General features: G+C 57.3%; 22 protein-coding genes. 15 read left to right on the top strand and 7 right to left on the bottom strand.

Annotated features, from left to right (window positions below):
• Nucleotides 1-29: 29 nt before the first annotated feature.
• From mgtE to B1C80_RS12215, 9 genes are all read left to right on the top strand, one after another.
• Nucleotides 30-1,382 carry a magnesium transporter gene (gene mgtE, locus B1C80_RS12255; protein ID WP_077921382.1) on the top strand — a complete coding sequence of 451 codons (1,353 nt, stop codon included), beginning with the start codon at nucleotides 30-32 and terminating at the stop codon, nucleotides 1,380-1,382.
• A 255-nt stretch (nucleotides 1,383-1,637) separates the two neighbouring features.
• Nucleotides 1,638-3,374 (top strand): S8 family peptidase, encoded by a 1,737-nt coding sequence (locus B1C80_RS12250; RefSeq protein ID WP_077921381.1) that lies wholly within the window; start codon nucleotides 1,638-1,640, stop codon nucleotides 3,372-3,374.
• Nucleotides 3,375-3,422: 48 nt separating this feature from the next.
• Entirely contained in the window at nucleotides 3,423-3,677 is a 255-nt protein-coding gene (locus B1C80_RS12245) for a hypothetical protein (RefSeq protein ID WP_077921380.1), read from the top strand.
• 14 nt (nucleotides 3,678-3,691) lie between these two features.
• On the top strand, nucleotides 3,692-3,967 hold the full coding sequence (locus tag B1C80_RS12240) for a hypothetical protein (protein ID WP_077921379.1): 276 nt from the start codon (nucleotides 3,692-3,694) through the stop codon (nucleotides 3,965-3,967).
• Between the two features lie 101 nt (nucleotides 3,968-4,068).
• Nucleotides 4,069-4,521 (top strand): D-aminoacyl-tRNA deacylase, encoded by a 453-nt coding sequence (gene dtd, locus B1C80_RS12235; protein WP_077921378.1) that lies wholly within the window; start codon nucleotides 4,069-4,071, stop codon nucleotides 4,519-4,521.
• Between the two features lie 148 nt (nucleotides 4,522-4,669).
• Entirely contained in the window at nucleotides 4,670-5,311 is a 642-nt protein-coding gene (locus B1C80_RS12230; protein WP_077921377.1) for an O-methyltransferase, read from the top strand.
• 36 nt (nucleotides 5,312-5,347) lie between these two features.
• Nucleotides 5,348-7,567, top strand: coding sequence for a LysM peptidoglycan-binding domain-containing protein (locus tag B1C80_RS12225; RefSeq protein WP_077921376.1), 2,220 nt, complete (start codon nucleotides 5,348-5,350; stop codon nucleotides 7,565-7,567).
• 60 nt (nucleotides 7,568-7,627) lie between these two features.
• Nucleotides 7,628-8,200, top strand: coding sequence for a DUF3109 family protein (locus B1C80_RS12220; RefSeq protein WP_077921375.1), 573 nt, complete (start codon nucleotides 7,628-7,630; stop codon nucleotides 8,198-8,200).
• Nucleotides 8,201-8,229: 29 nt separating this feature from the next.
• Nucleotides 8,230-8,562 (top strand): MGMT family protein, encoded by a 333-nt coding sequence (locus B1C80_RS12215; RefSeq protein WP_077921374.1) that lies wholly within the window; start codon nucleotides 8,230-8,232, stop codon nucleotides 8,560-8,562.
• A gap of 41 nt (nucleotides 8,563-8,603) precedes the next feature.
• Here the strand turns inward: B1C80_RS12215 and B1C80_RS12210 are convergent, their stop codons facing one another.
• The 4 genes from B1C80_RS12210 to B1C80_RS12195 all read right to left on the bottom strand — a co-directional run bounded on the left by B1C80_RS12210 (nucleotide 8,604) and on the right by B1C80_RS12195 (nucleotide 10,760).
• A complete protein-coding gene (locus B1C80_RS12210) occupies nucleotides 8,604-8,900 on the bottom strand; it encodes a transcriptional regulator (protein WP_077921373.1) in 297 nt (98 codons plus the stop codon).
• Nucleotides 8,897-9,544 (bottom strand): hypothetical protein, encoded by a 648-nt coding sequence (locus B1C80_RS12205; RefSeq protein WP_077921372.1) that lies wholly within the window; start codon nucleotides 9,542-9,544, stop codon nucleotides 8,897-8,899. The genes B1C80_RS12210 and B1C80_RS12205 overlap by 4 nt, the downstream gene beginning before the upstream one ends.
• A 63-nt stretch (nucleotides 9,545-9,607) precedes the next feature.
• Nucleotides 9,608-9,982, bottom strand: coding sequence for a diacylglycerol kinase family protein (locus B1C80_RS12200; RefSeq protein ID WP_077921371.1), 375 nt, complete (start codon nucleotides 9,980-9,982; stop codon nucleotides 9,608-9,610).
• A gap of 82 nt (nucleotides 9,983-10,064) precedes the next feature.
• Nucleotides 10,065-10,760 (bottom strand): DUF1361 domain-containing protein, encoded by a 696-nt coding sequence (locus B1C80_RS12195; RefSeq protein ID WP_077921370.1) that lies wholly within the window; start codon nucleotides 10,758-10,760, stop codon nucleotides 10,065-10,067.
• Nucleotides 10,761-11,055: 295 nt separating this feature from the next.
• Here B1C80_RS12195 and B1C80_RS12190 point away from each other — a divergent pair, with 295 nt between their 5' ends.
• From B1C80_RS12190 to B1C80_RS12175, 4 genes are all read left to right on the top strand, one after another.
• Nucleotides 11,056-12,414, top strand: coding sequence for a DUF1800 family protein (locus tag B1C80_RS12190; protein WP_077921369.1), 1,359 nt, complete (start codon nucleotides 11,056-11,058; stop codon nucleotides 12,412-12,414).
• A 51-nt stretch (nucleotides 12,415-12,465) separates the two neighbouring features.
• Nucleotides 12,466-14,013, top strand: coding sequence for a DUF1501 domain-containing protein (locus B1C80_RS12185; protein ID WP_236648741.1), 1,548 nt, complete (start codon nucleotides 12,466-12,468; stop codon nucleotides 14,011-14,013).
• Nucleotides 14,014-14,118: 105 nt separating this feature from the next.
• The gene (gene mazG, locus B1C80_RS12180; RefSeq protein ID WP_077921368.1) at nucleotides 14,119-14,943 is read left to right on the top strand and encodes a nucleoside triphosphate pyrophosphohydrolase; all 825 of its coding nucleotides are present in this window, start codon (nucleotides 14,119-14,121) and stop codon (nucleotides 14,941-14,943) included.
• Nucleotides 14,943-15,677: a metallophosphoesterase gene (locus tag B1C80_RS12175; protein ID WP_077921367.1), complete on the top strand. Its 735-nt coding sequence runs from the start codon at nucleotides 14,943-14,945 to the stop codon at nucleotides 15,675-15,677. Before mazG ends, B1C80_RS12175 begins: the two co-directional genes overlap by 1 nt.
• A 75-nt stretch (nucleotides 15,678-15,752) precedes the next feature.
• Here B1C80_RS12175 and guaB read toward each other — a convergent pair whose 3' ends face one another.
• Nucleotides 15,753-17,225: an IMP dehydrogenase gene (gene guaB / locus B1C80_RS12170; protein WP_077921366.1), complete on the bottom strand. Its 1,473-nt coding sequence runs from the start codon at nucleotides 17,223-17,225 to the stop codon at nucleotides 15,753-15,755.
• Nucleotides 17,226-17,368: 143 nt separating this feature from the next.
• Nucleotides 17,369-17,791 (bottom strand): DUF2141 domain-containing protein, encoded by a 423-nt coding sequence (locus B1C80_RS12165; RefSeq protein ID WP_077921365.1) that lies wholly within the window; start codon nucleotides 17,789-17,791, stop codon nucleotides 17,369-17,371.
• A gap of 40 nt (nucleotides 17,792-17,831) precedes the next feature.
• On the opposite strand from B1C80_RS12165, the gene recJ reads away from it, so the two are divergent.
• Entirely contained in the window at nucleotides 17,832-19,583 is a 1,752-nt protein-coding gene (gene recJ, locus B1C80_RS12160) for a single-stranded-DNA-specific exonuclease RecJ (RefSeq protein WP_077921364.1), read from the top strand.
• Between the two features lie 124 nt (nucleotides 19,584-19,707).
• Nucleotides 19,708-20,439: an LPS export ABC transporter ATP-binding protein gene (gene lptB, locus B1C80_RS12155; RefSeq protein ID WP_077921363.1), complete on the top strand. Its 732-nt coding sequence runs from the start codon at nucleotides 19,708-19,710 to the stop codon at nucleotides 20,437-20,439.
• 15 nt (nucleotides 20,440-20,454) lie between these two features.
• Here lptB and B1C80_RS12150 read toward each other — a convergent pair whose 3' ends face one another.
• Nucleotides 20,455-22,920 (bottom strand): ABC transporter permease, encoded by a 2,466-nt coding sequence (locus B1C80_RS12150; RefSeq protein ID WP_077921362.1) that lies wholly within the window; start codon nucleotides 22,918-22,920, stop codon nucleotides 20,455-20,457.
• Between the last annotated feature and the right edge of the window lie 68 nt (nucleotides 22,921-22,988).

Genomic DNA, 22,988 nt, shown 5'->3' with positions numbered 1-22,988 from the left:
ACTCATAACTCCTAACTCATCACTTAGAAGTGACTTTCGAACTCACCCAGGACTACCTCGACCACATACAGCAGCTGATCGGCTCGGGCGATGATGTGGCGCTTCGGGCGGAGATGGAAGAGCTGTTCCCGGCCGATATTTCGGGCATCCTGTACGAGCTGGAGCCCGAGCCGGCGCATTACCTGCTGAACCTGCTCGACAAATCGGTCGGGGCCGAGATCCTGGCCAACCTCGAAACCAACGACCGAACCAACCTGCTCGGCACCTTCACCTCGGCCGAAATTGCTCCGTTCATCAACGTGATGGAGTCGGACGATGCCGTGGATATCCTGAACGAACAACCCATTCAGGTGCGCGAAGAGGTCATCGGCCTGCTCGAAGACCGCGAACAGGCGCGGTTTATTCTGGACCTGCTGCATTACGAAGACGGCGTGGCGGGTAGTCTGATGCAGAAGGAGCTGATAAAAATTAACGTCAACCTGCGCGTCAATGCCTGCATCGAAGAAATCCGGCAACAGGCCGAAAACGTCGAGAATGTCTACGCCGTTTACGTGGTCGATGATGTCGGTAAACTGCTGGGGCTGGTCTCCCTGAAGAAGATCGTGCTGGCCCGGAAAACGGCCAAGATTGCCGATATCTACGACGACGATGTGGTCTACGTAGAAACCTACCGACCCGTAGCCGAGGTGGCCGAGGTGATGCAGAAATATGACCTGGATGCCATTCCGGTCGTGAACGTACAGCAGCGCCTGCTGGGACGGATTACCATCGATGACGTAGTCGACGTCATTACCGAGCAGGCCGAAGAAGACATCCAGGTCATTTCTGGTCTGTCGGGCGAGGTCGAAGAGGACGACAGCATCTGGCAGCGCTCCAAAGTGCAGCTCCCCTGGCTCGTGGCGGGGGCCGTGGGGAGTCTCATGGCCGCAACGGTCATCAACGGATTCCAGAGTGAACTGGGCAAAATTGCTGCGCTGGCTGCGTTCATTCCGATCATCGGGTCAACGGGGGGCAACGTGGGTATACAAACGTCATCGCTGATTCTACAGAGCTTATCCGACACCTCGGGGCTGACCACGACGCTGGCCCGGCGGCTGTTTCGGACGCTGCTGGTGGCGGTTATCAACGGGCTGGTGGTGGGCCTGATTGCGGGGGTGTATACGTTCCTGATCGGCGAGCCGCGGCTGTTTTTTGTGGTGGCCATGTCGCTGCTGTCGGTGGTGCTGCTGGCGTCGTTCATGGGCACAATTACACCGTTACTGCTGAACCGAATTGGCATTAACCCGGCCGTAGCGTCGGGGCCGTTCATTACGACCGCCAATGACCTGATTGGGATCGGCGTTTATTTCCTGATTGCCCAGCTGCTGCTGGCCGAAGTATAGCCGTCTCGCCAGACCGACTTCGCACAAGCCGGGCCATCGAGCCCGGTTTTTTGTTGGTCCCAACCGCCGGTACTCCCCGTTAGCCAGGCCGCGCTGGCTGGTGAACAGGACCGAAGTAGCCCAGAATCATGGGGTTTACTGACCGTTCGCTCAAAGACAGGAAGCGTTTGTTGCCGTCGGCGGGGGCGGGTGGCGACTAAGGGCTACGAGTTGCCCGAAGGGGCTATTCGTACACCCATCCTAAATCTTTTTATCATGGCAAAACGAAGTGCACCTCCATCGCCCTCGGCGCCCCCGGCAGGCAACCCGGTCAACGCCGATACGGGTCAGGTTGTTGTTGTGTTCAGGACAGACAGTGTGCCGCAGCCCGAAGCCGGTACGCAGGCGGTTGTGCTGGCCGACGAAGGGCAGTCCGGCGCTCTGACCAGTTTGCTGGCGGCCGAAGGAATTTCGCTGCGGCCTATGTTCGAACTCAGCCGCTCGGCCCCGCAACCGGCCACCAACGGGCTGGCCGAAACCGACGAGCTGCCCAACCTGAGCGTTTACTACGTGGCCGATGTGCCGAAAGATCGCGCTGAAGCGGTAGCCGAGTCGCTGCGTAGTCTGGCCACGGTAGATGGCGCCTACGTGCAGCCCGAAGCGGCCCTGCCGTTTGTGGTAACGCCGACTACCAGTCCGGCCGATGCGGCTCCGCCCGTAACGCCCAACTTTACGGCCCGGCAGGATTACCTGCGGGCGGCACCGACCGGTATCGACGCCGACTTTGCCTGGACTATTCCGGGCGGTCGGGGAGCGGGCGTGCAGGTAATCGATATCGAAGGCGGGTGGAATTTCACCCATGAAGACCTGATCCAGAACTCGGGCGGCCTCCTCAGCGGGGTACAGCGGGCCGACTGGCGCGACCACGGCACGGCGGTCCTGGGCGAGATCGGTGGCGATGTCAATACGCTCGGTATTACCGGCATCAGTCCCGAGGCAAACACCCGGGCGGTGTCGGTCTACCGAAATGCGGCTATGGCGTATAACCTGCCCGAAGCGCTCCGGCAGGCCGCCGACAGCCTGCGTCCCGGCGATATAATCCTGATCGAGCAGCAGTACGGACATCCGACCCGTGGCTGGACAACGGTTGAGTGGTGGCCCGCCGAATTCGATGCTATTCGGTATGCTGTGGCGCGGGGTGTCATTGTGGTCGAAGCAGCCGGCAACGGCGGTAACAACCTCGACGACGCCATTTATAATACCCCGCTGGCCGGTTTTCCGGCGGGCTGGCGCAACCCCTTCAACCGCGCTAACCGCGATTCGGGCGCGGTCGTTGTGGGGGCGGGGAATCCGCCGGCCGGTACGCACGGTCGCAGCGGTCAGCCCGGCGAGCCTTACGTTGACCGGGCCCGGTGCGGTTTTTCCAACTTCGGCGCTATGGTCGATGTGCAGGGCTGGGGCTACGAGGTAACCACCACGGGCTACGGCGATCTGCAGGGAGGCAGCGAAAACACGTTCTATACCGATCAGTTCAGCGGCACCTCCAGCGCGTCGCCCATCGTGGTTGGGGCGCTGGCTTCGTTGCAGGGTATTCTGCGGACGCGTGGTCGTATTCCGATGTCGCCGGCCCGGGCCCGTGAGGTGCTGCGGGCTACCGGCTCTCCGCAGCAGGGTGCCACCGGTCGACCGGCTACGCAACGGATCGGCAACCGGCCCAACCTGCGGCAGCTGATCCCCCTGGTGCTGCAAACCAATTTCTGGACGGGGGTTCAGTTTACCGGAACGGTAGGGGCCAACGCCACCCAGCGCTGGTTTACCTTCAACTGGCCCGCCCACTGGCACGTTGTCTGGACCGTGGTGCCGACCAGCCCGCGCCCCGGCGCTCCGCAAACCCGCCTGAAAGTACAGGTCGAACGGTCGTCCGACGCCTTCGTTACCTACTGGCTCAACGTCACCAATCTGACCAACCAGCCCGTCACGATCGAGGGGCGGTTTGCGGTACTGGGCTGGTAGCCAGTCTCCTATTTCATCACTATCGACAACTTTTTAATCGAACAGATCATGCAAGTCGGCGTACAATTTACGGGCACACTAGGCCCCAATGCAGCCCAGCGCTGGTTCACCTTTAACTGGAACGCAGCCAAACAGGTTATCTGGAACGTGGTACCAACCTCACCGCGGCCGGGTGGCCCCCAGGTAGAGTGGGAGGTTGATGTAGAGCGGTCATCGCCCACGGCCATTACGTACTGGATCACGATCCGGAATCTGACCAATCAGCCCGTCAACATCGAAGCGCGTTATGCCATTCTGAACTAAACCGTTGCTCTGCCATGCGAATTCTGATCGAAACCGAAGAGAAAACCACCCTGACGCCTGACGTCGGTACGGTTTTGCCCAATACCACGCCCACCGCATCGGCCGGCGGAGAAGCACCGGCCGACAATGCCGTTTCCAGCCAGCTGACGCCGGAAAGCGGATCGGCTACCGACGCCGGTGGACCACCCAGCTGGCTGATCGACGCCATCGGCACTGCGCCCGCTACCACGTCCGGCATGACCGTCAGTGCGGCCGGTACGGATGGGGGCCAGGCACCGGCTGTTGACTAAGCCAGCGCGCACCGACCGGCTTTTACTGGTTGATGTGTACTTTTGAGCCCGGTTTGCCTGGTGGCAGACCGGGCTTTTTACATACTGTCATTATTTGCTGCATGATTGCCGTAATACAGCGCGTTTCGCAGGCTTCCGTTACCATTGACAACGAGGTCAGAGGACAGATCGGGACTGGTTTTCTGGTGCTACTGGGCATTACCCATGCCGATACGCGAGAGGATGTCGAATGGCTCAGCCGGAAGATTGTGGGGATGCGGATCTTCAACGATGCCGACGACAAAATGAACCTCGACCTGGCGGCTGTCGACGGGTCTATTCTGCTCATCAGTCAGTTCACCCTGCACGCCAGCACCCGAAAGGGAAACCGCCCCAGTTTTATCGAAGCGGCCCGGCCCGACGTGGCTATCCCGCTTTACGAAGCTATGATTGCCCAGCTCACGGCCGATCTCGGAAAACCCGTCGAAACGGGCCAGTTTGGGGCCGATATGAAGGTGTCGCTGCTCAACGACGGGCCCGTAACGATCATCATCGATAGCCAGAACCGGGTGTAGGCTGGCGGGCTTTCTGAGTGGCCTACTAATTTTCTGTACTACAATGCTGCTTTTGGGCGTTCGTTTCTTAAAAACCACTACTTTTACCTAAACCAGCCCATTAGCGATGCCAGATTCCCTGATTCGGAAACATCGCTGAGCCAGCCGAATGGATTTTTTGCCTGCCGCCCTGACCGACTATGCCGAAGCGCACACCTCGCCCGAGAGCGATCTGCTGCGTCGGCTCAACCGCAACACCCGAGCCCATGTTATGGCCCCCCGTATGCTGTCGGGGCATTTGCAGGGTCGCCTGCTGGCCATGATCTCCTGGATGATTCGCCCCCGGCGGGTGCTTGAGATCGGTACCTACACGGGCTATTCGGCTCTTTGCCTGGCCGAAGGACTGACGGACGATGGCCTGCTGATTACCATCGATCAGAACGAAGAACTGGAAGCGTTTGCGCGGTCCTACTGGCAGCAATCGCCCCTCAACGACCGGATCGACCTCCGGATCGGGCTGGCTGCCGAGGTGATCCCTACCCTGACCGATACGTTCGACCTGGTTTTCATCGATGCCGATAAGCGCAGCCTGCCGCTTTATTTCGAGCTGGTGATCGATAAACTACGGCCGGGCGGCTTTATGCTGGCTGATAATGTGCTCTGGAGTGGCAAGGTTATTGAGCCGCTGAAACCGTCAGACGAGGATACCCGATCGGTGCTGACATTCAATCAACTGGTTCAGGATGACCCACGCGTAGAAAACGTACTGCTGCCCATTCGCGACGGCATTATGATGGCCCGAAAAGTATAGAAAAGACAACAAGACCGAATACGATTTATCCGATTTATGACCAGAATCACCTACGCTTTAACCATTCCCTGCCTGCTTACGGGCTTTACGGCCCTGGCCCAGACGTCGGTGCCAGCCGTACCCGAGCAGATAACCTTTGCCGATATCTCGGTGCGGCTCGATCCCGATGCCCGCCGTATCGTGCAACAGGATGTAAACGCGCTGATGGCCAACCGGCAGTACTGGACCGCCAAACTCGACCGGGTGGCGCTGTACTTCCCGATAATTGAAGCCATCCTGATCGATGAAGACGTACCTACCGACTTCAAATACCTGGCCGTGCAGGAGAGTTCGCTGACACCCGATGCCGTGTCGGCGTCAACGGCGGTCGGGTACTGGCAGTTTAAGCGGGAAACCGCGGTTGAACACGGTCTGCGCGTCGATGATGAGGTCGATGAGCGGAAGAGCATTACGGCATCAACGCATGGCGCGGCCCGGTACATGAAGAAAAGCAACGGCCAGTTCAACAACTGGATTGCGTCGCTGTACTCGTATTACCTGGGCGCTGGCGGCATCTCCAAACTAATACCGCCCGACTGGTCGTATGCACGGGAGGTAGCCCTCGACGGGCGGACCGACCGGTATATTCTGCGCTTTTTTGCGCATAAGATCGCCATCGAAAGCGCCCTGCCGACCCACCAGTCGTCGAACCGGTTTGCGCTGATCGAATATGGTAACGGGGGCGGCAAAACCATGCGCTCCATTGCCGACGATCTGGGCGTCGATGAATTCGAACTGCGGAAATACAACCGCTGGGTGCTCGGCGAAGCCGTACCCACCGACAAAGCCTACGTTATGGCTATACCGGTGGCGTCGGATCAGATCAACGACGTTCGGCAGAAGATCGTAAGCGTCGGGGCCAAAAAAACGCCCGAGTTCGTACAGAATGACGTTGGGTTTCCGGTGCTGCGCCGGGTAACGACGGGTGTCAGCAGCAAAAATGAACCGATTCTGTACGAAATTAACGGATTGCCCGGTATCCAGGCCCAGGCTGGCGACAATGCCACCACGCTGGCGCGGAAGGCGAAAATCAGCGTGTCGAGCTTTCTGCGGTACAACGACATGAGCGATCGGGACCCGGTTATTGTCAACGATGTGTATTACCTGGCCAAGAAGCGGAAGAAAGCGCTGGTGCCTTTTCATACGGTTCGGGATGGCGAAACGTCGCGCAGCATCTCGCAGCGGTACGGCCTGCGGCTGAAGAAGCTGATGCGCTACAATCGGCTCGACCGGGTACAGAAGCTGGCCGTAGGGCGGGTCATGTGGCTGCGCGAACGCCGACCCAACAACAAACCGGTCGAAATTATCAACTCGCCTACGCCACCGGTATACGATCAGACGCCAACCCCGGCAGCCCGTCAGGCCGAGGTAGCCAGCAACAGCGGTCCGCGGAGGCCCGTCAGCGGGATGAGCGATGTGCCCCGCACGGCGTCGGAACGTAAAGTATATCAGCCCAAGCTGGTAGGCGGGGGGGTAACGCCCAACGACGGTAGCTCCGAACCGGCCACCCGGCCTGATCCGGCACCCGCCCCGGCCCAGCCCACCACGAGCCGCTCGTCTGATACGGGTTCGCAACGGGTCGTGATTGTCCGGTCGCCGGAAACCGGAACTCCTGAAAAAACGGTACCGGTCGCTACCCGGCCCGAACGGGCAACGACCCCGGCCAAATCCGCGCCGGAGTCGGACCGCTACGAAGGCCCCCGCGAACAGCAGGCCGACGGATCACTTACGGTACCCGCTACCAAAGCGCCCCCGCGCCCGGCTGCGCCTGCCGTCGTGAAAGCTGACCGCACGCCCGCCCCCAGTGCGCCCGAGCGTACGGTCGAACCGGCTCCGCGTCCGGCTGCCCCGACCCCGGTCGTGAACCGGTCGGCTGCCAGTCATACGGTTGAAGCCGGGCAGACTTATTACAGCATTTCCCGTCTGTATGGCTTAACGGTCGATGAACTCCTGGCGCTCAACAGCCGGACGGCCAGCGATGTGCTGGAAGTGGGTCAGCAGCTGGTCGTGAAAGCAACGCCCGGTCGGGCTGTGCAGCCGTCCAAACCCGAGGCTGCGTCGGCGGGTGGGGAGGTTGTTTACCATACCGTTGCCAAAGGAGAGACCATGTTCCGCATCTCGAAAAGCTACGGGGTCACCATCGAACAGATTCAGCAATGGAATAATCTGACCGATGTTGCTGTTAAAGAAGGACAAAAGATCAAAATAGTGAAGTAAGGTGGGCTTACCCCCGCTTATTGACATAAATCAGCGGGGGTAGGGCCCCTGTCAACCGGCATGATTCTACTGGATAATACCTGCATCAGCGATGATGTGGCCGAAAAATTCTTTGTCTGCAACCTGGACAAATGCAAAGGCGCCTGCTGCGTCGAAGGCGATATGGGGGCTCCCCTTGAGGACGAAGAGCATCTGATTCTGGACCGGATCTATGAAGACATCAAGCCTTATTTATCGCCCGAAGGCATCCAGGTTATTGAACAACGGGGCGGATATGAGCCCGACGGAGAGGGTGGCTACGTGACGAATACGGTAGGCGGGCGCGAGTGCGTCTACGCAACCTGGGATGATAAAGGCATCCTGAAGTGCGGCATCGAAGAAGCGTACAACGACGGAAAAGTCGACTGGAAAAAACCGATCTCGTGTCATCTGTATCCCATCCGCGTCACCAAATACGAGCATTTTCACGCGCTTAACTACGACCGCTGGCCCATCTGCAGCCCGGCCTGCGGACTGGGCGAACAGCTCAACGTGCCTATTTATAAGTTTGTTCGCGAGGCTCTTATCCGGGCCTACGGCGAAGAATGGTACGGAAGGCTGGTGGCCGAAATCGAAACACCCCGGTCGTCATGATCCGGTAGCGTAGCAGACGGTTCGGCAGTATGCTTGAGGATAAAGATTATTTCGCGGAAGTATACCGGGTCGTGCGGGAGGTGCCGGTCGGCCGGGTCACCACCTACGGAGCCATTGCCCGCTATCTGAGTTTGCGGGCCGGAGCGCGTATGGTAGGCTGGGCTATGGTAGCCTCGCACGGCCACGACGTACCCGCCCACCGGGTGGTCAACCGAATCGGGGTACTGTCGGGCAAACACTTTTTTGGTAGCCCCACCGCCATGCAGGAACTCCTCGAAGCCGAAGGCGTACAGGTGGAAGATGATCGGGTGGTCGATTTCCAGACCCGCCTGTGGGACCCGTCTGTCGAACTGGCGCTGTAAGGGGTGTCGTCAGTTATGAATCCGGTCGATGATCCGCTGAATCACAGGTTTTTGATGAAGGCTTCGAGAGCATTGAGGTGGTCCTGAAAAGCCTGGCGGCCCGTGTCGGTGGCTGCGTAGGTGGTGTTTGGCTTCCGACCCACGAACTGCTTGGATACGGCAATATACCCCGACTCTTCCAGCGCCCGCAAATGCGTTGCCAGGTTGCCGTCGGTTAGACTGAGCAATTCCTTCAGCGCGTTGAAACTCATGGAGTCGTTTACCATCAGTACTGACATGATATTCAGACGCGCTTTGCTCTCAAAGGCTTTGTTAAATTGAGCGAGCAGATCGATCATGCCGTATTTCGTTCATATTTATAATACATGGTGAGGCCGTAGACAATGTGCAGCACACCAAACCCGATGGCCCACGCCAGCAGGTTATAGCCGGGCCAGACTAACGCCAGTAACCCCAGTCCGATTTCGCAATAGCCCAGCGACTCTACATCCCGGACGGTGTACCGACTGCCGTTCAGCAGGGCCAGTCCGTAAAAGATCAGCGTAGCCGGAAAGGCCAGCCAGATGAGCTTGTGCATCAGCAGAACGAGGCAAAATAAGCCCCCCGTAGCCAGTGGAATCAGCATGGCCCAGAGTAACCGCCGTGAGCTGGCATTCCAGACCCGTTGCTCCTGCCGTCGGGCTTTCCGAACGGTAAAGTAGGTGCCCGACAGCAAGGCCAGCACCAGCACCGCTACCGCTACCTGCACCAGAAACGGCACGAGGGCTGCGTGGGTCGTATCGGTATACGAACCGGCGGGCAGATAGCCCAACGCACTGACCCAGTCGGCGCGAAGTCGTGTGTAGACAACGGCTGCTCCGGCCAGCGCCACCACCCCCGCCGACACGCCCGACAGACCGCTCAGGGACAGGAATTTGGACGACCGCTCCATCAGGCTGCGGATCTCCGTCAGCGTCTGCAGATGTTCGTGAGATTCGTACATAAGATCGTATTCAGTTTAAAGGAGTCAACCGGGCCTCTACGGCCGGGTTGGCTGGTCAACGGTTTAGTTACTCATAAAACGCTCGAGCAGGTGTCCGCCCAGAATCAGGGCGCCAACTACCACCGCCGTGATGGCCAGGATCAGGACCGCACCCGACGAAAGATCCTTGACGGCTTTGATCTGCGGATGATAGCCGGGCGATACCAGATCGCATAACTTCTCGATGGCGGTATTGACGGCTTCGGCGGCCCAGACCAGACCAATCTGCGTTACGATAATGGCCCACTCCGCCCGACTCAGCTGTAGCCACAAGCCCGCGCCGACTACCATCCCCGCCAGGAGCAGATGGACCCGGGCGTTGTTTTCGAAACGGAACAGATCCACGATGCCCTGCCCTGCAAATCGAAAGCTGCGTACTACCTTCTGCCAGTCGATCATTTGGCAAACATACAGTTGAAACAGGGTAGATAACTACCGGGCGGGACGGAAACTGCAGCCCTATGGGCACGAGACGGACCCTTTACCGCCGGTTGTCTTCTACATACCAGTAAAATGCAAGATAGACGACCACCAGCACAAACCCGTACGATAACGTCAGTTTGAGGCTCAGATGGTCCTGATACACCCTGGTCAGCGCCCGCGTCAGGGCAACGGGGTTGGTTAGAACGTCCCAGCTGTTCCAGCGGCCAAACCGACCCAGGTATATGCCCAGTCCCGACAACACCTGACTGCCCAGCATGAGTCCCCAGGTTGGCCAGGTGCCCGCCAGGGGGCGCACGATCCGATGAACAATCAGGGTCGAGTAAAGGCCGGCCAGCAGCCCGGTCTGGGCAAAAAGAAACAGGGTGATCGTATCGAACCAGAGCAGGGGCGGCTCAATATGCTGGATATGAAAGAGGTCGGTAATGATGTAGGGTGCATTGGGCAGAAACGCCAGCCATACGGCCAGGCTGCCCAGTAACAACCACCGGTTCAGGAACCCCGCCGTGCGCAGATCGCGGAGGACCAGCACCACGCCCAGCGGGAAAAAGGCCAGAAACAGGTTCCAGGTGAGCATGACAAAAAACCACCAGTTGCCTGTCAGAAGCCCCCGCATCGTAACCAGGCTCAACCCCGCCAGGGTTAAACCGGCCAGGGCCATTAGCCCTTTCCCGGGTCTGGTCTGTCCTGGCTGGCTGACCAGCGCCTGAGCAAATGGAGTAAGTGAATGTTGCATGAAATGTAAAGTACTTTGTTTGTCAAAGTAACGGTGCCACTTTTTGATTTCCAACGATTTTTCAGGAAATCATTTGAACGGCCCTGACTGTACCGTAGTCGCTGGGAGGGAAGCAATCGGTACCACCGGGCCAGACGCCTGTCAGTATGATTATTTACCGATGAAATAAGTTGAAACAAAGCAGTTTGGCTATATTTAAGTGGCTGACTGTTAATTAATTAACTTATTCGTTGAGTCGTTAACTGGATAGTCGATTAAGTTTATATATTGTTTGCTGACATAACACTCGTATATCATGCAGGTTTGGAACGCCGACTCAGCCCGCCATCTGCTGGCCCGTTGTCTGTTCGGTTACACCCGGGCCGATCTGGCCAAAGCACTGTCGTACCCATCGGCGGCCGACTTTGTGAGCCAGGAGCTTCTGGCCGATCGGCCGCAGCCTGCTCCTCCCGCCAGCTGGGTAACCGAGCGCCCGGTAGCCAACGATACCATGCGGAGCGTACGGTATACCGAACTGACCAGCTGGTGGCTGAATCGGATGCTGACCGAAGGCACCAGCCTGCGCGAAAAAATGGTGCTGTTCTGGCATAATCATTTTGTGTCGGACCGGGCCAAGGTAGATTATCCGCAGTACATGTATCAGCAGAATGCTTTATTCCGGCAGCATGTGTTTGGCGATTTTCGCCAGTTTACGAAAGAGGTCAGCATCAACCCGGCCATGCTCATCTACCTGGATGGTCGGCAGAATAACAAAAACGCACCGAACGAAAACTACGCCCGCGAGCTGATGGAGCTGTTTACCATGGGCATCGGTAATTACACCGAAGCGGATGTGAGGCAGGCAGCCCTGGCCCTGACGGGGTGGCGGGTCGATGGATTGACGGCCGTGTTCAGCAAAGCCAATTTTGCCGACGTCAGCAAAACCCTGCTGGGCCGAACCGGTAACTTCACCTATGCCGATGTGGTCGATATCATCCTGAGCAAAGATGTCGTTGCCGAATTCATCTGCCGGAAGCTGTACCGGGAGTTTGTGTACTACAAGCCCAATGAGTTGTTCGTTGGGCAAATGGCCGATGTGTTCCGGAAGGCCAGCTACAGCATCCGGGCTGTTTTGCAGTTCCTCTTTACCGCCGATGAGTTCTACCGGCCCGAGTACCGGGGTGCCAAAATCAAGAGTCCGACCGAATTGATGATCGGCGCGCTGAAAGGCCTGGGCGTTGCCGCCCCGGATCTGGTTTATCTGGGCGACATGGGCCGGGTGCTGCAACAGTACCTGTTCTATCCGCCCGACGTAGCCGGATGGCCCGGTCAGCGCGACTGGATCAGTTCCAACACCTACCCGGCCCGGGGGGGCTATTCCGATTCGCTGATCAACGGCCGCAAGAGCAATGGACAAACCCTGCCGTTCAGGGTGAACCCGCTTGATTTTGCCCGTTCGTTCAGCAGCTCCGAGAATGCGCCCCTGTTTGTTAAAGACGTGCTTCGTGCGCTGCTGGCGGTCGACCCACCGGCCAGCCGGGAGAAACTACTGCTCGATACGCTGCTCGACGGTACGGTGGTTACCAACTGGTCGACCAACACGCCCAATGCCGACGCCCGCATTCAAAAATTTCTGAAAGCGCTGATGCGTCTTCCTGAATTTCAACTAACCTGATCGAGATACGCGCTTGACAAACGGATCTGGTATCACACCCAACTACTCTCTATGCTGATGAACCGTCATGATTTTCTTCGCCAGATGAGCCTGCTGATGGGCGGTGTCGCCGTTGGCGTACAGGGCATTCCGGTGCGGGCTTCGGCCTACAATCCGTGGCTGATCAACGGCTCCGCGCCCGCCGATACCATTCTGGTGCTGGTTCAGTTGCAGGGAGGAAACGACGGGCTTAACACGGTGGTACCGTTCGAAAACGATATCTATTACCAGAAACGGCCTGCCATTGCCATTGCAAAAAACAGTGTGCTGAAACTGACTGACCAGCTAGGCCTGAATCCGGCGCTGGCCGGTTTTCGGGAGCTGTACCATAATGCCCAGCTGACCATTGTTCAGAACGTAGGCTATGAGTCGCCCAATCGGTCCCATTTTCGATCGACGGATATCTGGTTGTCGGGGTCCGACGCCAATGTACAGGAAGAGGAGGGATGGGTAGGCCGCTATCTCCAGAAAAAGTTTCCGGCCTATCCGGTTACCCTGCCCCAGCAGCCAATGGCCATACAGCTCGGTTCCGTTGAGTCGATGCTGCTGCAAAGTAACGTTGGGTCAATGGGTACCGTTTTCGACAATCCGGATGCGTTTTATCAGCTCGTGAAGGGGACCAGCAACGATGCCGGTGCGCTTCAGAATACGCTGGCGGGCGACGAGCTCCGGTTTCTGAACCAGGTCGCTGCCCAGTCGATCCGGTATTCGGACGTGATCAAGCAAAAAGCCGATGCGGGAAAAAACACCGTCACCTATCCCAATACGAATCTGGGTAAGCAGCTCGCTATTGTGGCCGATCTGATTTCGGGCGGGCTGACGACCCCCGTTTACCTGACCACGCTGAACGGGTTCGATACGCACGCCAACCAGGTTACGGCCGGTAACACAACCGCAGGCCTGCACGCCACCCTACTTCAAACCGTATCCGAAGCCATAACCGCGTTCCAGAAAGACCTGACCCGTCAGAATCTGGCCGATCGGGTTACCATTATGACGTTTTCGGAGTTTGGCCGCCGGTTAAACCAGAACGGTACTACCGGCACGGACCACGGTACCGCAGCTCCGTTGTTCGTGATCGGAAAAACCGTACGCGGAGGTATTATCGGAAGCGCGCCCAACCTGGGCGACCTGGACCCGAGTGGCGATATCCGGTTCAAAAACGATTTCAGGCAGGTGTATGCCAGCGTGTTGCAGGACCATTTGGGCGTCAGTGCCGATACCTCCCAACAGCTGCTGGGACGCTCGTTTGAGACGCTCCCGATCTTCCGTCAGACATCGGCCCTAGAGGTGACCACGGGTTCGTTTGCACTCGGACAAAATGCGCCGAACCCGTTTGTCGACACGACAGAAATTCAGTTTACGCTCAAAAAAGCCCAGTATGCCCGCCTGACGGTAGTTGACCTCCAGGGCCGCCCCCTCCAGGTTCTGCGCGACGGTTTTCACGATGCCGGCAATTACGTCGTGCCGCTGAATGGCACCGGGCTGGTAGCGGGATACTACCTCTACAGCCTGCACACCGACTCGGGTCAGGCCGTGATGCGCATGGTTAAGACATGAGCCGGGACTAAGTCAGCCGATCTGCTCGTATCTTTGTTGTTTGTCATGGCATTCGGGCGGGCCCGGTAACAGGGAGTCAGGATCGGGTGTCGGTTCATATACAACATGAAGCCATTTCACGAATTACCCCCGCGTCGTCAGGAGCAGCTGATGGCCTTCGATCGGTTGCTGACCATCATGGACGAGCTGCGGGAGCAGTGCCCCTGGGACCGGAAACAGACGCTCGAAAGCCTGCGCCACCTAACCATCGAAGAAACCTACGAACTGTCAGACGCTATCCTGGAGAACGACCTCCCCGAGATACAGAAAGAACTGGGCGACATTCAGCTTCACCTGGTTTTCTACGCCCGAATTGCCTCCGAGCTGGGCCGGTTCGACATGGCCGACGTGCTGAACGGCATCTGCGAAAAACTCATTCGCCGGCATCCGCATATCTACCCCGATGCCGCTGGTGGTACAGTGGTGGCCGAAACCGAAGAGCAGGTAAAAGCCAACTGGGAGCAGCTTAAGCTCAAAGAGGGCAACAAATCGGTCCTGGGTGGCGTACCGGGGTCGCTGCCTGCGCTGGTAAAAGCCATGCGTATTCAGGAGAAAGCCCGCGGAGCCGGCTTTGACTGGGAAGAACGGCAGCAGGTCTGGGAAAAGGTAGAAGAAGAAATGCAGGAGTTTAAAGCCGAATTCAACGGCGATACCGGCGAGGCTATCGACAGCCAGCGGGCCGAAGGTGAATTTGGTGATCTGCTGTTTTCGCTGGTCAACTACGCCCGCTTTATCGACATAAATCCGGAGACCGCGCTGGAGCGTACAAACAAAAAATTCATTAAACGATTTCAGTACCTGGAAGAGCGCGCCCGCGCCAACGGTAAGGCGCTGGCCGACATGACCCTGGCCGAAATGGATGTTTACTGGAACGAAGCAAAAACCGTCTGATGCGTATTGCCTTTATTACTGACCCGCATATTGGTGCCGAGGGCGAAAAACCGATGGGTGTCGACGTTCGGCAGAACTTCTTGCAGGCCCTGGCTCATCTGGAACACATACGTCCAAACGGGCTGGTTATCGGAGGAGATATCTGCTACCAAGCCGGTGATCGGGAAACCTACACCTGGGTGAAAGAACTGCTCAGCGGCTTACCGTTTCCGCATTACGTCATTTCGGGTAACCATGACGACTCGGTGCTGATGGCGGAGGTATTTGGCCGGTCCAATTTTCTGACCGGATCTGAACTCTACTACGCGCTGCCGCTGGAAGGGCACCCGGCCCTGTTTCTGGATTCATCGAAAGGCCAGTTTTCGGCTAAGCAGTGGGCCTGGCTGCGGGAGTACCTGCTGGCCCTGCGCGATAACAACGTGCTGGTGTTCATGCACCACCCGCCCCTGCCCGCCGACGTGGCGTTCATGGACTCGCATCACCCGTTTTTACAGACTGAGCAGTTTCTGTCGCTGGTGCGTGAACTTCCCTGCCACGTTACGGTTGTTTGCGGCCATTATCATGTCGACAAAGTCGTACAGCGGGGTAACCTGCTGACGCTCCTATCGCCGTCTACCTATTACCAGATGAAGCAGGATAGCGACGATTTCGCCGTCGATCATTACCGCGTGGGCATTCGCGAGATCAACCTCGATAACCACGGCACCACCAGCACCGTACATTATATCGGCTAAAAAACCGGCCGCTGACGGGGCCGCGTCGTGCTTTTGCACAAAACGGTTCCGCCAGCGGCCGGGTAAAACAGGCGATTACCGCGACGAATAGTTCGGCGCTTCTTTCTGAATCTGGATATCGTGCGGATGGCTTTCGCGCGATCCTGCGGTTGTAATCTTCACGAATTTAGCCTGCTGGAGCGCCGGAATATCCTTGGCTCCGCAGTAGCCCATACCGGCTTTCAGGCCACCCACCATCTGGTAGATGATCTCGGCTACCTTGCCTTTGAACGGTACGCGGCCTACAATGCCTTCGGGTACGAGTTTCTTGATGTCGTCTTCGGCATCCTGGAAGTAGCGGTCCTTCGAGCCATCTTCCATGGCCTCTACCGACCCCATGCCCCGGTAGGTTTTGAACCGGCGTCCTTCGTAAAGTACTACCTCGCCGGGAGCCTCTTCGGTACCGGCCAGCAGCGAGCCGATCATAACCGTGCTGGCACCACCTGCCAGTGCCTTGGTGATGTCGCCCGAGAAACGGATACCCCCATCGGCAATGACCGGAACGCCCGTGCCCTGCAACGCCTTGGCCGATTCATAAACGGCCGTCAGCTGGGGCATACCAATACCGGCAATGATGCGGGTGGTGCAGATACTACCGGGCCCTACACCTACTTTAACGGCATCGGCCCCCGCGTCGGCCAGGGCTTTTGCCCCTTCGCCGGTTGCTACGTTGCCGGCAATGACTTCCAGGTTGGGGAACTGCAGCTTGATATTGCGTACGGCATCGAGCACACCTTTCGAGTGACCGTGGGCCGTATCGACGCTGATCACGTCGACGCCCGCCTTCACGAGCGCTTCGATGCGCCGGGTCAGGTCGGGGGTTACGCCAACGGCAGCGCCGACGCGCAGGCGTCCCAGACTGTCTTTGCAGGCGTTGGGGTGGCTTTTGCGCTTCAGTATGTCCTTGTAGGTAATGAGGCCAACGAGTTTGTAGTCTTCGTTGACGATGGGCAGTTTTTCGATTTTGTATTCCTGTAGAATACTCTCGGCATCTTCGAGCGAGAGTCCGGCTTTGGCCGTGATCAGGTTTTGCCGCGTCATGATTTCGGTAACGGGCCGGGCCAGGTTACGCTGAAACCGCAGATCGCGGTTGGTCAGAATACCGACCAGTTTGCCCGCTTCGTCCACAACCGGTATGCCACCGATTTTGAACTCGCGCATGATCTTGTGGGCATCGGCCAGGGTGGCGCTTTCGGGCAGGGTGATCGGGTCGATGATCATACCGCTCTCGGAACGTTTTACCTTCCGAACCTGGTCGGCCTGGGCCTCCACGCTCATGTTTTTGTGGATGATGCCAATGCCGCCTTCCTGGGCCATTGCAATCGCCAGCGACGATTCAGTAACCGTGTCCATAGCCGCCGATATGAGCGGAATGTTGAGCTGGATGTTGCGGGTAAGCTGGGTGACGGTCGTCGTATCGCGCGGTAGAACCTCCGAATAGGCAGGTAAAAGCAGAACGTCGTCGTAGGTGAGAGCCTCGTAAAGAAACTTACTGGAGTCTAAGCTCATGGCAAATAAGCAGGTGGTGTTATTTGCCAGACAAAACTACGGATTTTTTCAATGTCCAGAGCCGTTTCGGGAAAAATTTGCAAAAATAGAACCAATAACCGGCTTTCGCGGGCTGTACGACACAACGCTACAAACGGATTGGGTTACTCCAGGCGGATGCTGATGGCCTTGCCGCTCTCGTTAACGCTGAAGCGGCAGTCGCTGAATTTTGGGGCCGACATCACCGGCCGGAAATTATTACTGAAGCCATACGGTTCTTTGGGAATGCCGAATACCCGTTTGTCCATTTTGCCGTTGCCGTTCTCGTCGTGGTATACCGCCACCGCATAGTCGCCGGGCTCTACCGAAAAAGTGGCTTTTACGCTGTTGCCGGTCACGTCTAGTTTCCGGCCTTCCCTTGGATTACCTTCGGGAAATGTTTTGCCGGGCTCGAACAGGGCTATGTACACAGCGCCCTGCTTCTTGCGAATATTCTGAACATCAATCGTTAGACCTACTTTGGCGGGCGGGGATGCAGACTGGAAACCGGTAAAAAACAGGTTGATGAACGACAGCAAAAGAAGCATAGACACGAAGTTTCTCTAAAAACGGATTTATTTTGCATTTATGATAGCCCAGTCGACACCACCCGCCAAACGATGGATCCGGAAACCCTTTCCCGATGCTGTTCCACAACAGACTGCTATTGAGTCATTGACGGCGTCGTTGGGGGTTAGTCCGTTTCTGGCGGCTTTACTGGTGCAACGGGGTGTGCATACCTACGAGGAGGCCCGGGCCTTTTTCAGGCCTGAAATTAATCACTTACACGATCCTTTTCTAATGCGCGATATGGATCGGGCCATCAGTCGTCTGGATCGGGCTATGAACCCGGGACAGCCGGAGAAAATTCTGGTCTATGGCGATTATGACGTAGATGGTACCACCTCGGTTGCGCTGGTCTACGGCTTTCTGAAACAGTACCATTCGGCCATCGACTACTACATTCCGGATCGCTACAAGGAAGGCTATGGCATTTCGCAGCAGGGCGTCGAATGGGCGGCCGAGAACGGATTTACGCTGATCATTGCGCTCGACTGTGGCATTAAATCGGTTGATCGGGTGGCTCAGGCTACGGCGCTGGGCGTCGATTTTATCATCTGTGATCACCACCGGCCGGGTAGCGAGATTCCCGCTGCGGCTGCCGTGCTCGATCCGAAACGCGACGACTGCGCCTATCCCTACAAAGAACTGAGCGGCTGTGGCGTTGGCTTCAAACTGCTGCAGGCGTTTTGCCAGTGTCGCCAGATCCCGCTCACCGACCTGTTTCCGCATCTCGATCTGGTTGCTGTCAGCATCGCGTCAGATATCGTTCCCATTACGGGCGAGAACCGGGTGATGGCCTATTATGGGTTAAAATATCTTAACGCAACACCCCGAACCGGGCTGAAAGCGTTAATCAATATAGCGGGCTTCCGGGGCGAGCTGGATATTACGAACGTGGTGTTCGGCATTGGTCCGCGGATCAATGCCGCCGGACGTATCCAGCACGCCAAAGCGGCCGTACAGTTGCTACTGGCCGAAGATGACGAGGAAGCGGATGCGTTTGCGATGGCCATTAACAAACACAACAACGACCGAAGGCAGTTTGACAGCAGCATGACCGAGCAGGCACTGGATATGATCCGGCGCAGCGAAGCGCTGACCAACGCCAAGAGTACCGTCCTGTTCGATGCCAACTGGCATAAAGGCGTAATTGGTATTGTGGCGTCGCGGTGTATCGAGCATTTTCACCGCCCCACCATTATCCTGACGCGCTCCAACGATAAGGCGGCCGGTTCGGCCCGCTCGGTGCCGGGGTTCGATGTGTACGAAGCCATTGAAGAGTGCGCTGACCTGCTCGAGCAGTTTGGGGGCCATACGTTTGCCGCCGGGATGACCATAGCCGAAGACAAAATTGACGCGTTTCGGCAGAAGTTTGAAGAAGTGGTGGCGCGTAAGATCAAAGAAGAGCATCTGACGCCCCTGATCGACATCGATCTGCCCATGGACTTCAGCGAAATCGACGCCAAGTTTGTGCGGATACTGAGGCAGATGGGGCCGTTTGGGCCGCACAATATGCAGCCAACGTTCATGACCGAGGAGGTGTATCTGGCCAGCGAGCCGACGATCATGAAAGAGAAACACCTGAAAATTCAGGTGCGGCAGCGTACCACTCACCGGCCGAGCCCAACGCTGACAGCCGTCGGTTTCGGTATGGCCCATATGGCTGGGTACCTGCGGGCGGGTAGTCCGTTTTCGATCTGCTACCATGTTGAGCAGAACGTATATAACGGCAACATATCGACCCAGCTGATGCTGAAAGATATTCGGTGTTCGTGAGCTATGCCAGCATTACGACCGCCGGCAAGACAGAATGAAGTTGAACCACACTGGTTTCCCCCGAGGTGCCAGCCCACTTTAGGGAGCAAGCTACAGGCCGGCGTACTCCATACCGATTAAGTCAATGATTCTCAGAACCGAAAATTTAGTTAAAAAATACGGGGCGCGGTTTGTAAACAACAACGTGTCGTACCAGGTGGCCCAGGGTGAGATCGTCGGGCTGCTGGGACCCAACGGAGCCGGTAAAACAACGTCGTTCTACATGGCGGTGGGGCTGGTCAAACCTAACAGCGGCAAAGTCTTTATCGATGACATCGACGTAACGGACCTGCCTATGTACAAACGCGCCCGGCTCGGCCTGGGCTATCTGGCGCAGGAGGCTTCGGTATTCCGCGATCTGTCGGTCGAGGAAAACGTGCTGGCGGTGCTCGAAATGACCGACCTGCCTAAAAAACAGCAGCGCGACAAGGTAGAAGAGCTGCTGGACGAGTTCAGCCTGACGCACGTTCGGAAGAGTAAGGGCAAGGTGCTGTCGGGTGGTGAGCGCCGGCGCACCGAAATTGCCCGCGCGCTGGCCGTTGACCCTAAGTTTATCCTGCTCGATGAGCCGTTTGCGGGCGTTGACCCCATTGCCGTCGAAGATATCCAGAGCATTGTGGCCAAGCTCAAGCACCGCAACATTGGCATTCTGATTACCGACCACAACGTAAACGAAACCCTGTCGATCACCGACCGGGCGTATCTGCTGTTCGAAGGAAAAATCCTGAAACAAGGCTCGGCCGAAGAGCTGGCCAGCGATGAGCAGGTACGGCGGCTTTACCTGGGTCAGCACTTCGAGCTGAAGCGGAAGATATAGCCGCCGTCTGGGGGTTTATTCGTTACGCAGCGAGTTTACGGGGTTCTGCAGGGCGGCCCGGATCGTTTGAAAGCTGGCGGTCAGCAGGGCAATACCCAGGGCCAGGGTACCCGTTGCGGCAAACAACCACCAGGGAATGCTGGCCTGATAGGCAAAATGCTGGAGCCAGCGGTTCATAGCGAACCAGGCCATCGGGCAGGCGATCAGGAACGCAGCACCCATCCAGCGGATATAATCGCGGTTCAGCGTCAGCAGCACATCGGCCAAACTCGCTCCGATGACTTTTCGGATGCCGATTTCCTTGGTTCGGCGCTGCACCATCAGCAGGGTTAGCCCGAAGAGGCCCACCGCGGCTACCAGAATGGTAAGACCGGTCAGTATAGCCAGCACCTGGCTCAGGCTGCGTTCGGTTTTGTAGAGCGTATCCAGCTGAGAATCCAGAAACGAATACTCAAACGGGACACCGGGCAGCCGTTTCTCCCATACCTGCCGGATAGCGGCCAGGTGCTGATCCGGATTGCCCGGTTTAACCCGGATGGACACGTACGAGCCGTTCTGATCGAGAAAAATAGCCATCGGCAGAATGGCTTTGTGCAGCGACTCGAAGTTGAAGTCTTTTACCACTCCGATGACCTCGTAGGTTTGCTCTTCCAGTTTAAGTACGTTCAGGTTTTTGGTGACGATCTGGGCATGAATGGGCGTTTTCAGCCCCAGCATCCGGACCGCCGTTTCGTTAAGAATCACCCGTTTGGGGCTGGCATCGTCGAACGTCTTGGCAAAGTCGCGCCCCTCCAGCAGGTTGATCGAAAAGGTCTTCAGGAAATCGTATCCTGCGGTGAAGTTATACAGGAGCTGATCGGCCGATTCGCCCTTGCGCCGGGCCGCGATGGGAAACGAGTAGCTGCCGCTGCCCGGATAGTCGGAGCAGACGCTGGCACTGCTGATACCCGGAAAACGGGACAGTTCCTGAATGAACACCTCCGACTGATCGCGTAGCTTGACTGACGGGTCGGCCACCATGATCACATTGTCTTTCTGGAAACCAGCTGACTGCGAGCGCAGCAGATCCAGCTGCCGATAAACCACCAGAGCACAGATGGCCAGGGTGATGGAAATAGCAAACTGGGCGGTTACCAAAACCCCCTGAAAACTTACCGTGCCCGAGCGGGGGCTAACCTTCCCCTTCAGGGCCAGCGTGGTCGTAAACGTAGACAGGTAGTAAGCCGGATAAGCGCCACCCAACAGGGTTACCAGGCCAAAAATACCTCCCAGCAGGAGCCATGTGGTACCCTCACGCAGTGGGTTGGTTGGTAAAGACGCGCCCAGCATCTCGGTAAACGGGTTCAGCAGCAGCACGATCAGCAGGGTGGCCAGCACCAGCGCTAACCCGCTCATCAAGGCCGACTCCGTAAAAAACTGGGCGCGCAGCTGCCCGACCGTCGATCCCAGTACCTTGCGCACACCGACCTCCCGCGAGCGCTCGATAGCCCCCGCCATGGTCAGGTTGGTGTAATTGATGCAGGCAATGAGCAGCATGAAAAAAGCGACCGCCATCAGCAACGTAACATTGTTCCGGTTCCCATTGGGCTCCAGCTCCCGCGCAAAATTAGAGCCCAGGTGGATGTCGGTTAGCGGCTGTAGTTTGTAGTCCCAGTATTCGCCCCGCTTCCGGAGAGCATCGTAACTGACCCCGAAATTCACCTGTAGCTGCGGGTTCAGGTGGGTGCGGATGAGCGAAGGCAGCTTGGCCTCCAGCGCTTTGGGATCGCTGCCGGGGCGTAGCAATACGTAGGTGTAATAGGTGTTGTCGACCCAGACGTTGGAGTTGCACCAGGGGTCGGTGACGTTAGACAGGATGAGGTCATAGTGGAAATGCGAGTTGGCCGGCACGTTTTCGGTGATGCCCGTTACTTCGCAGTCGTATTTTTTGCCGAAGAAAGTAATGGACAGACTTTTACCCAGCGCTTTGCCCGAGCGGTAAACGGCTTCGCCAAAATACCGAATGGCCGTTTCTTCGGTGATGACCATTTTGAAGGGTACCGTCAGGGCTTTTCTGGCATCGCCCTGGAGCATCCGGATGTTGAACAGATCGAAGAATGTGGAGTCGGCCTGATACAGTCGTTTCTCGTTGAAAGCCTTTGTTTCGTGGCCTGCCTGCTCGTAGCTAACCAGTTTGTTCGGGTAACTCCAGATGCGCGTGCTGGCCATAACCTCCGGAAAGTCGCGGGAGAGAACGCGCATCAGTGGGGGCGGAGCCATGGCATTGCTGAAATCCTTACCATTGACGCTGATTTCCGGATAAACGCGGTAGATCTGGTCGGCGTTGCTGAAATGCCGGTCGAAGCTGGTTTCGTGGTTGACCCACAAAAAAATAAGGGTCGTGGCCGCAATGGCTACCGACAGTCCGAACAGATTGATAAAAAAATGGCTCTTTCGCTGAGCGGTTCGTCGCCAGAAGAGTTTGAGAGACTGCCCATTCATGGGATGTACGGTTAGCGTTGGTCGGTCGGTTGTATCGCCCGTAAAAGGAGTATTAGTCAGTATTTCTA

Source organism: Spirosoma sp. 209, from assembly GCF_002006735.1.
GTDB classification, from domain to species: Bacteria; Bacteroidota; Bacteroidia; order Cytophagales; family Spirosomataceae; genus Spirosoma; species Spirosoma sordidisoli.
Note: the sequence above shows the minus strand (reverse complement) of the source record. Positions and strands in the feature narration are given on the sequence as shown.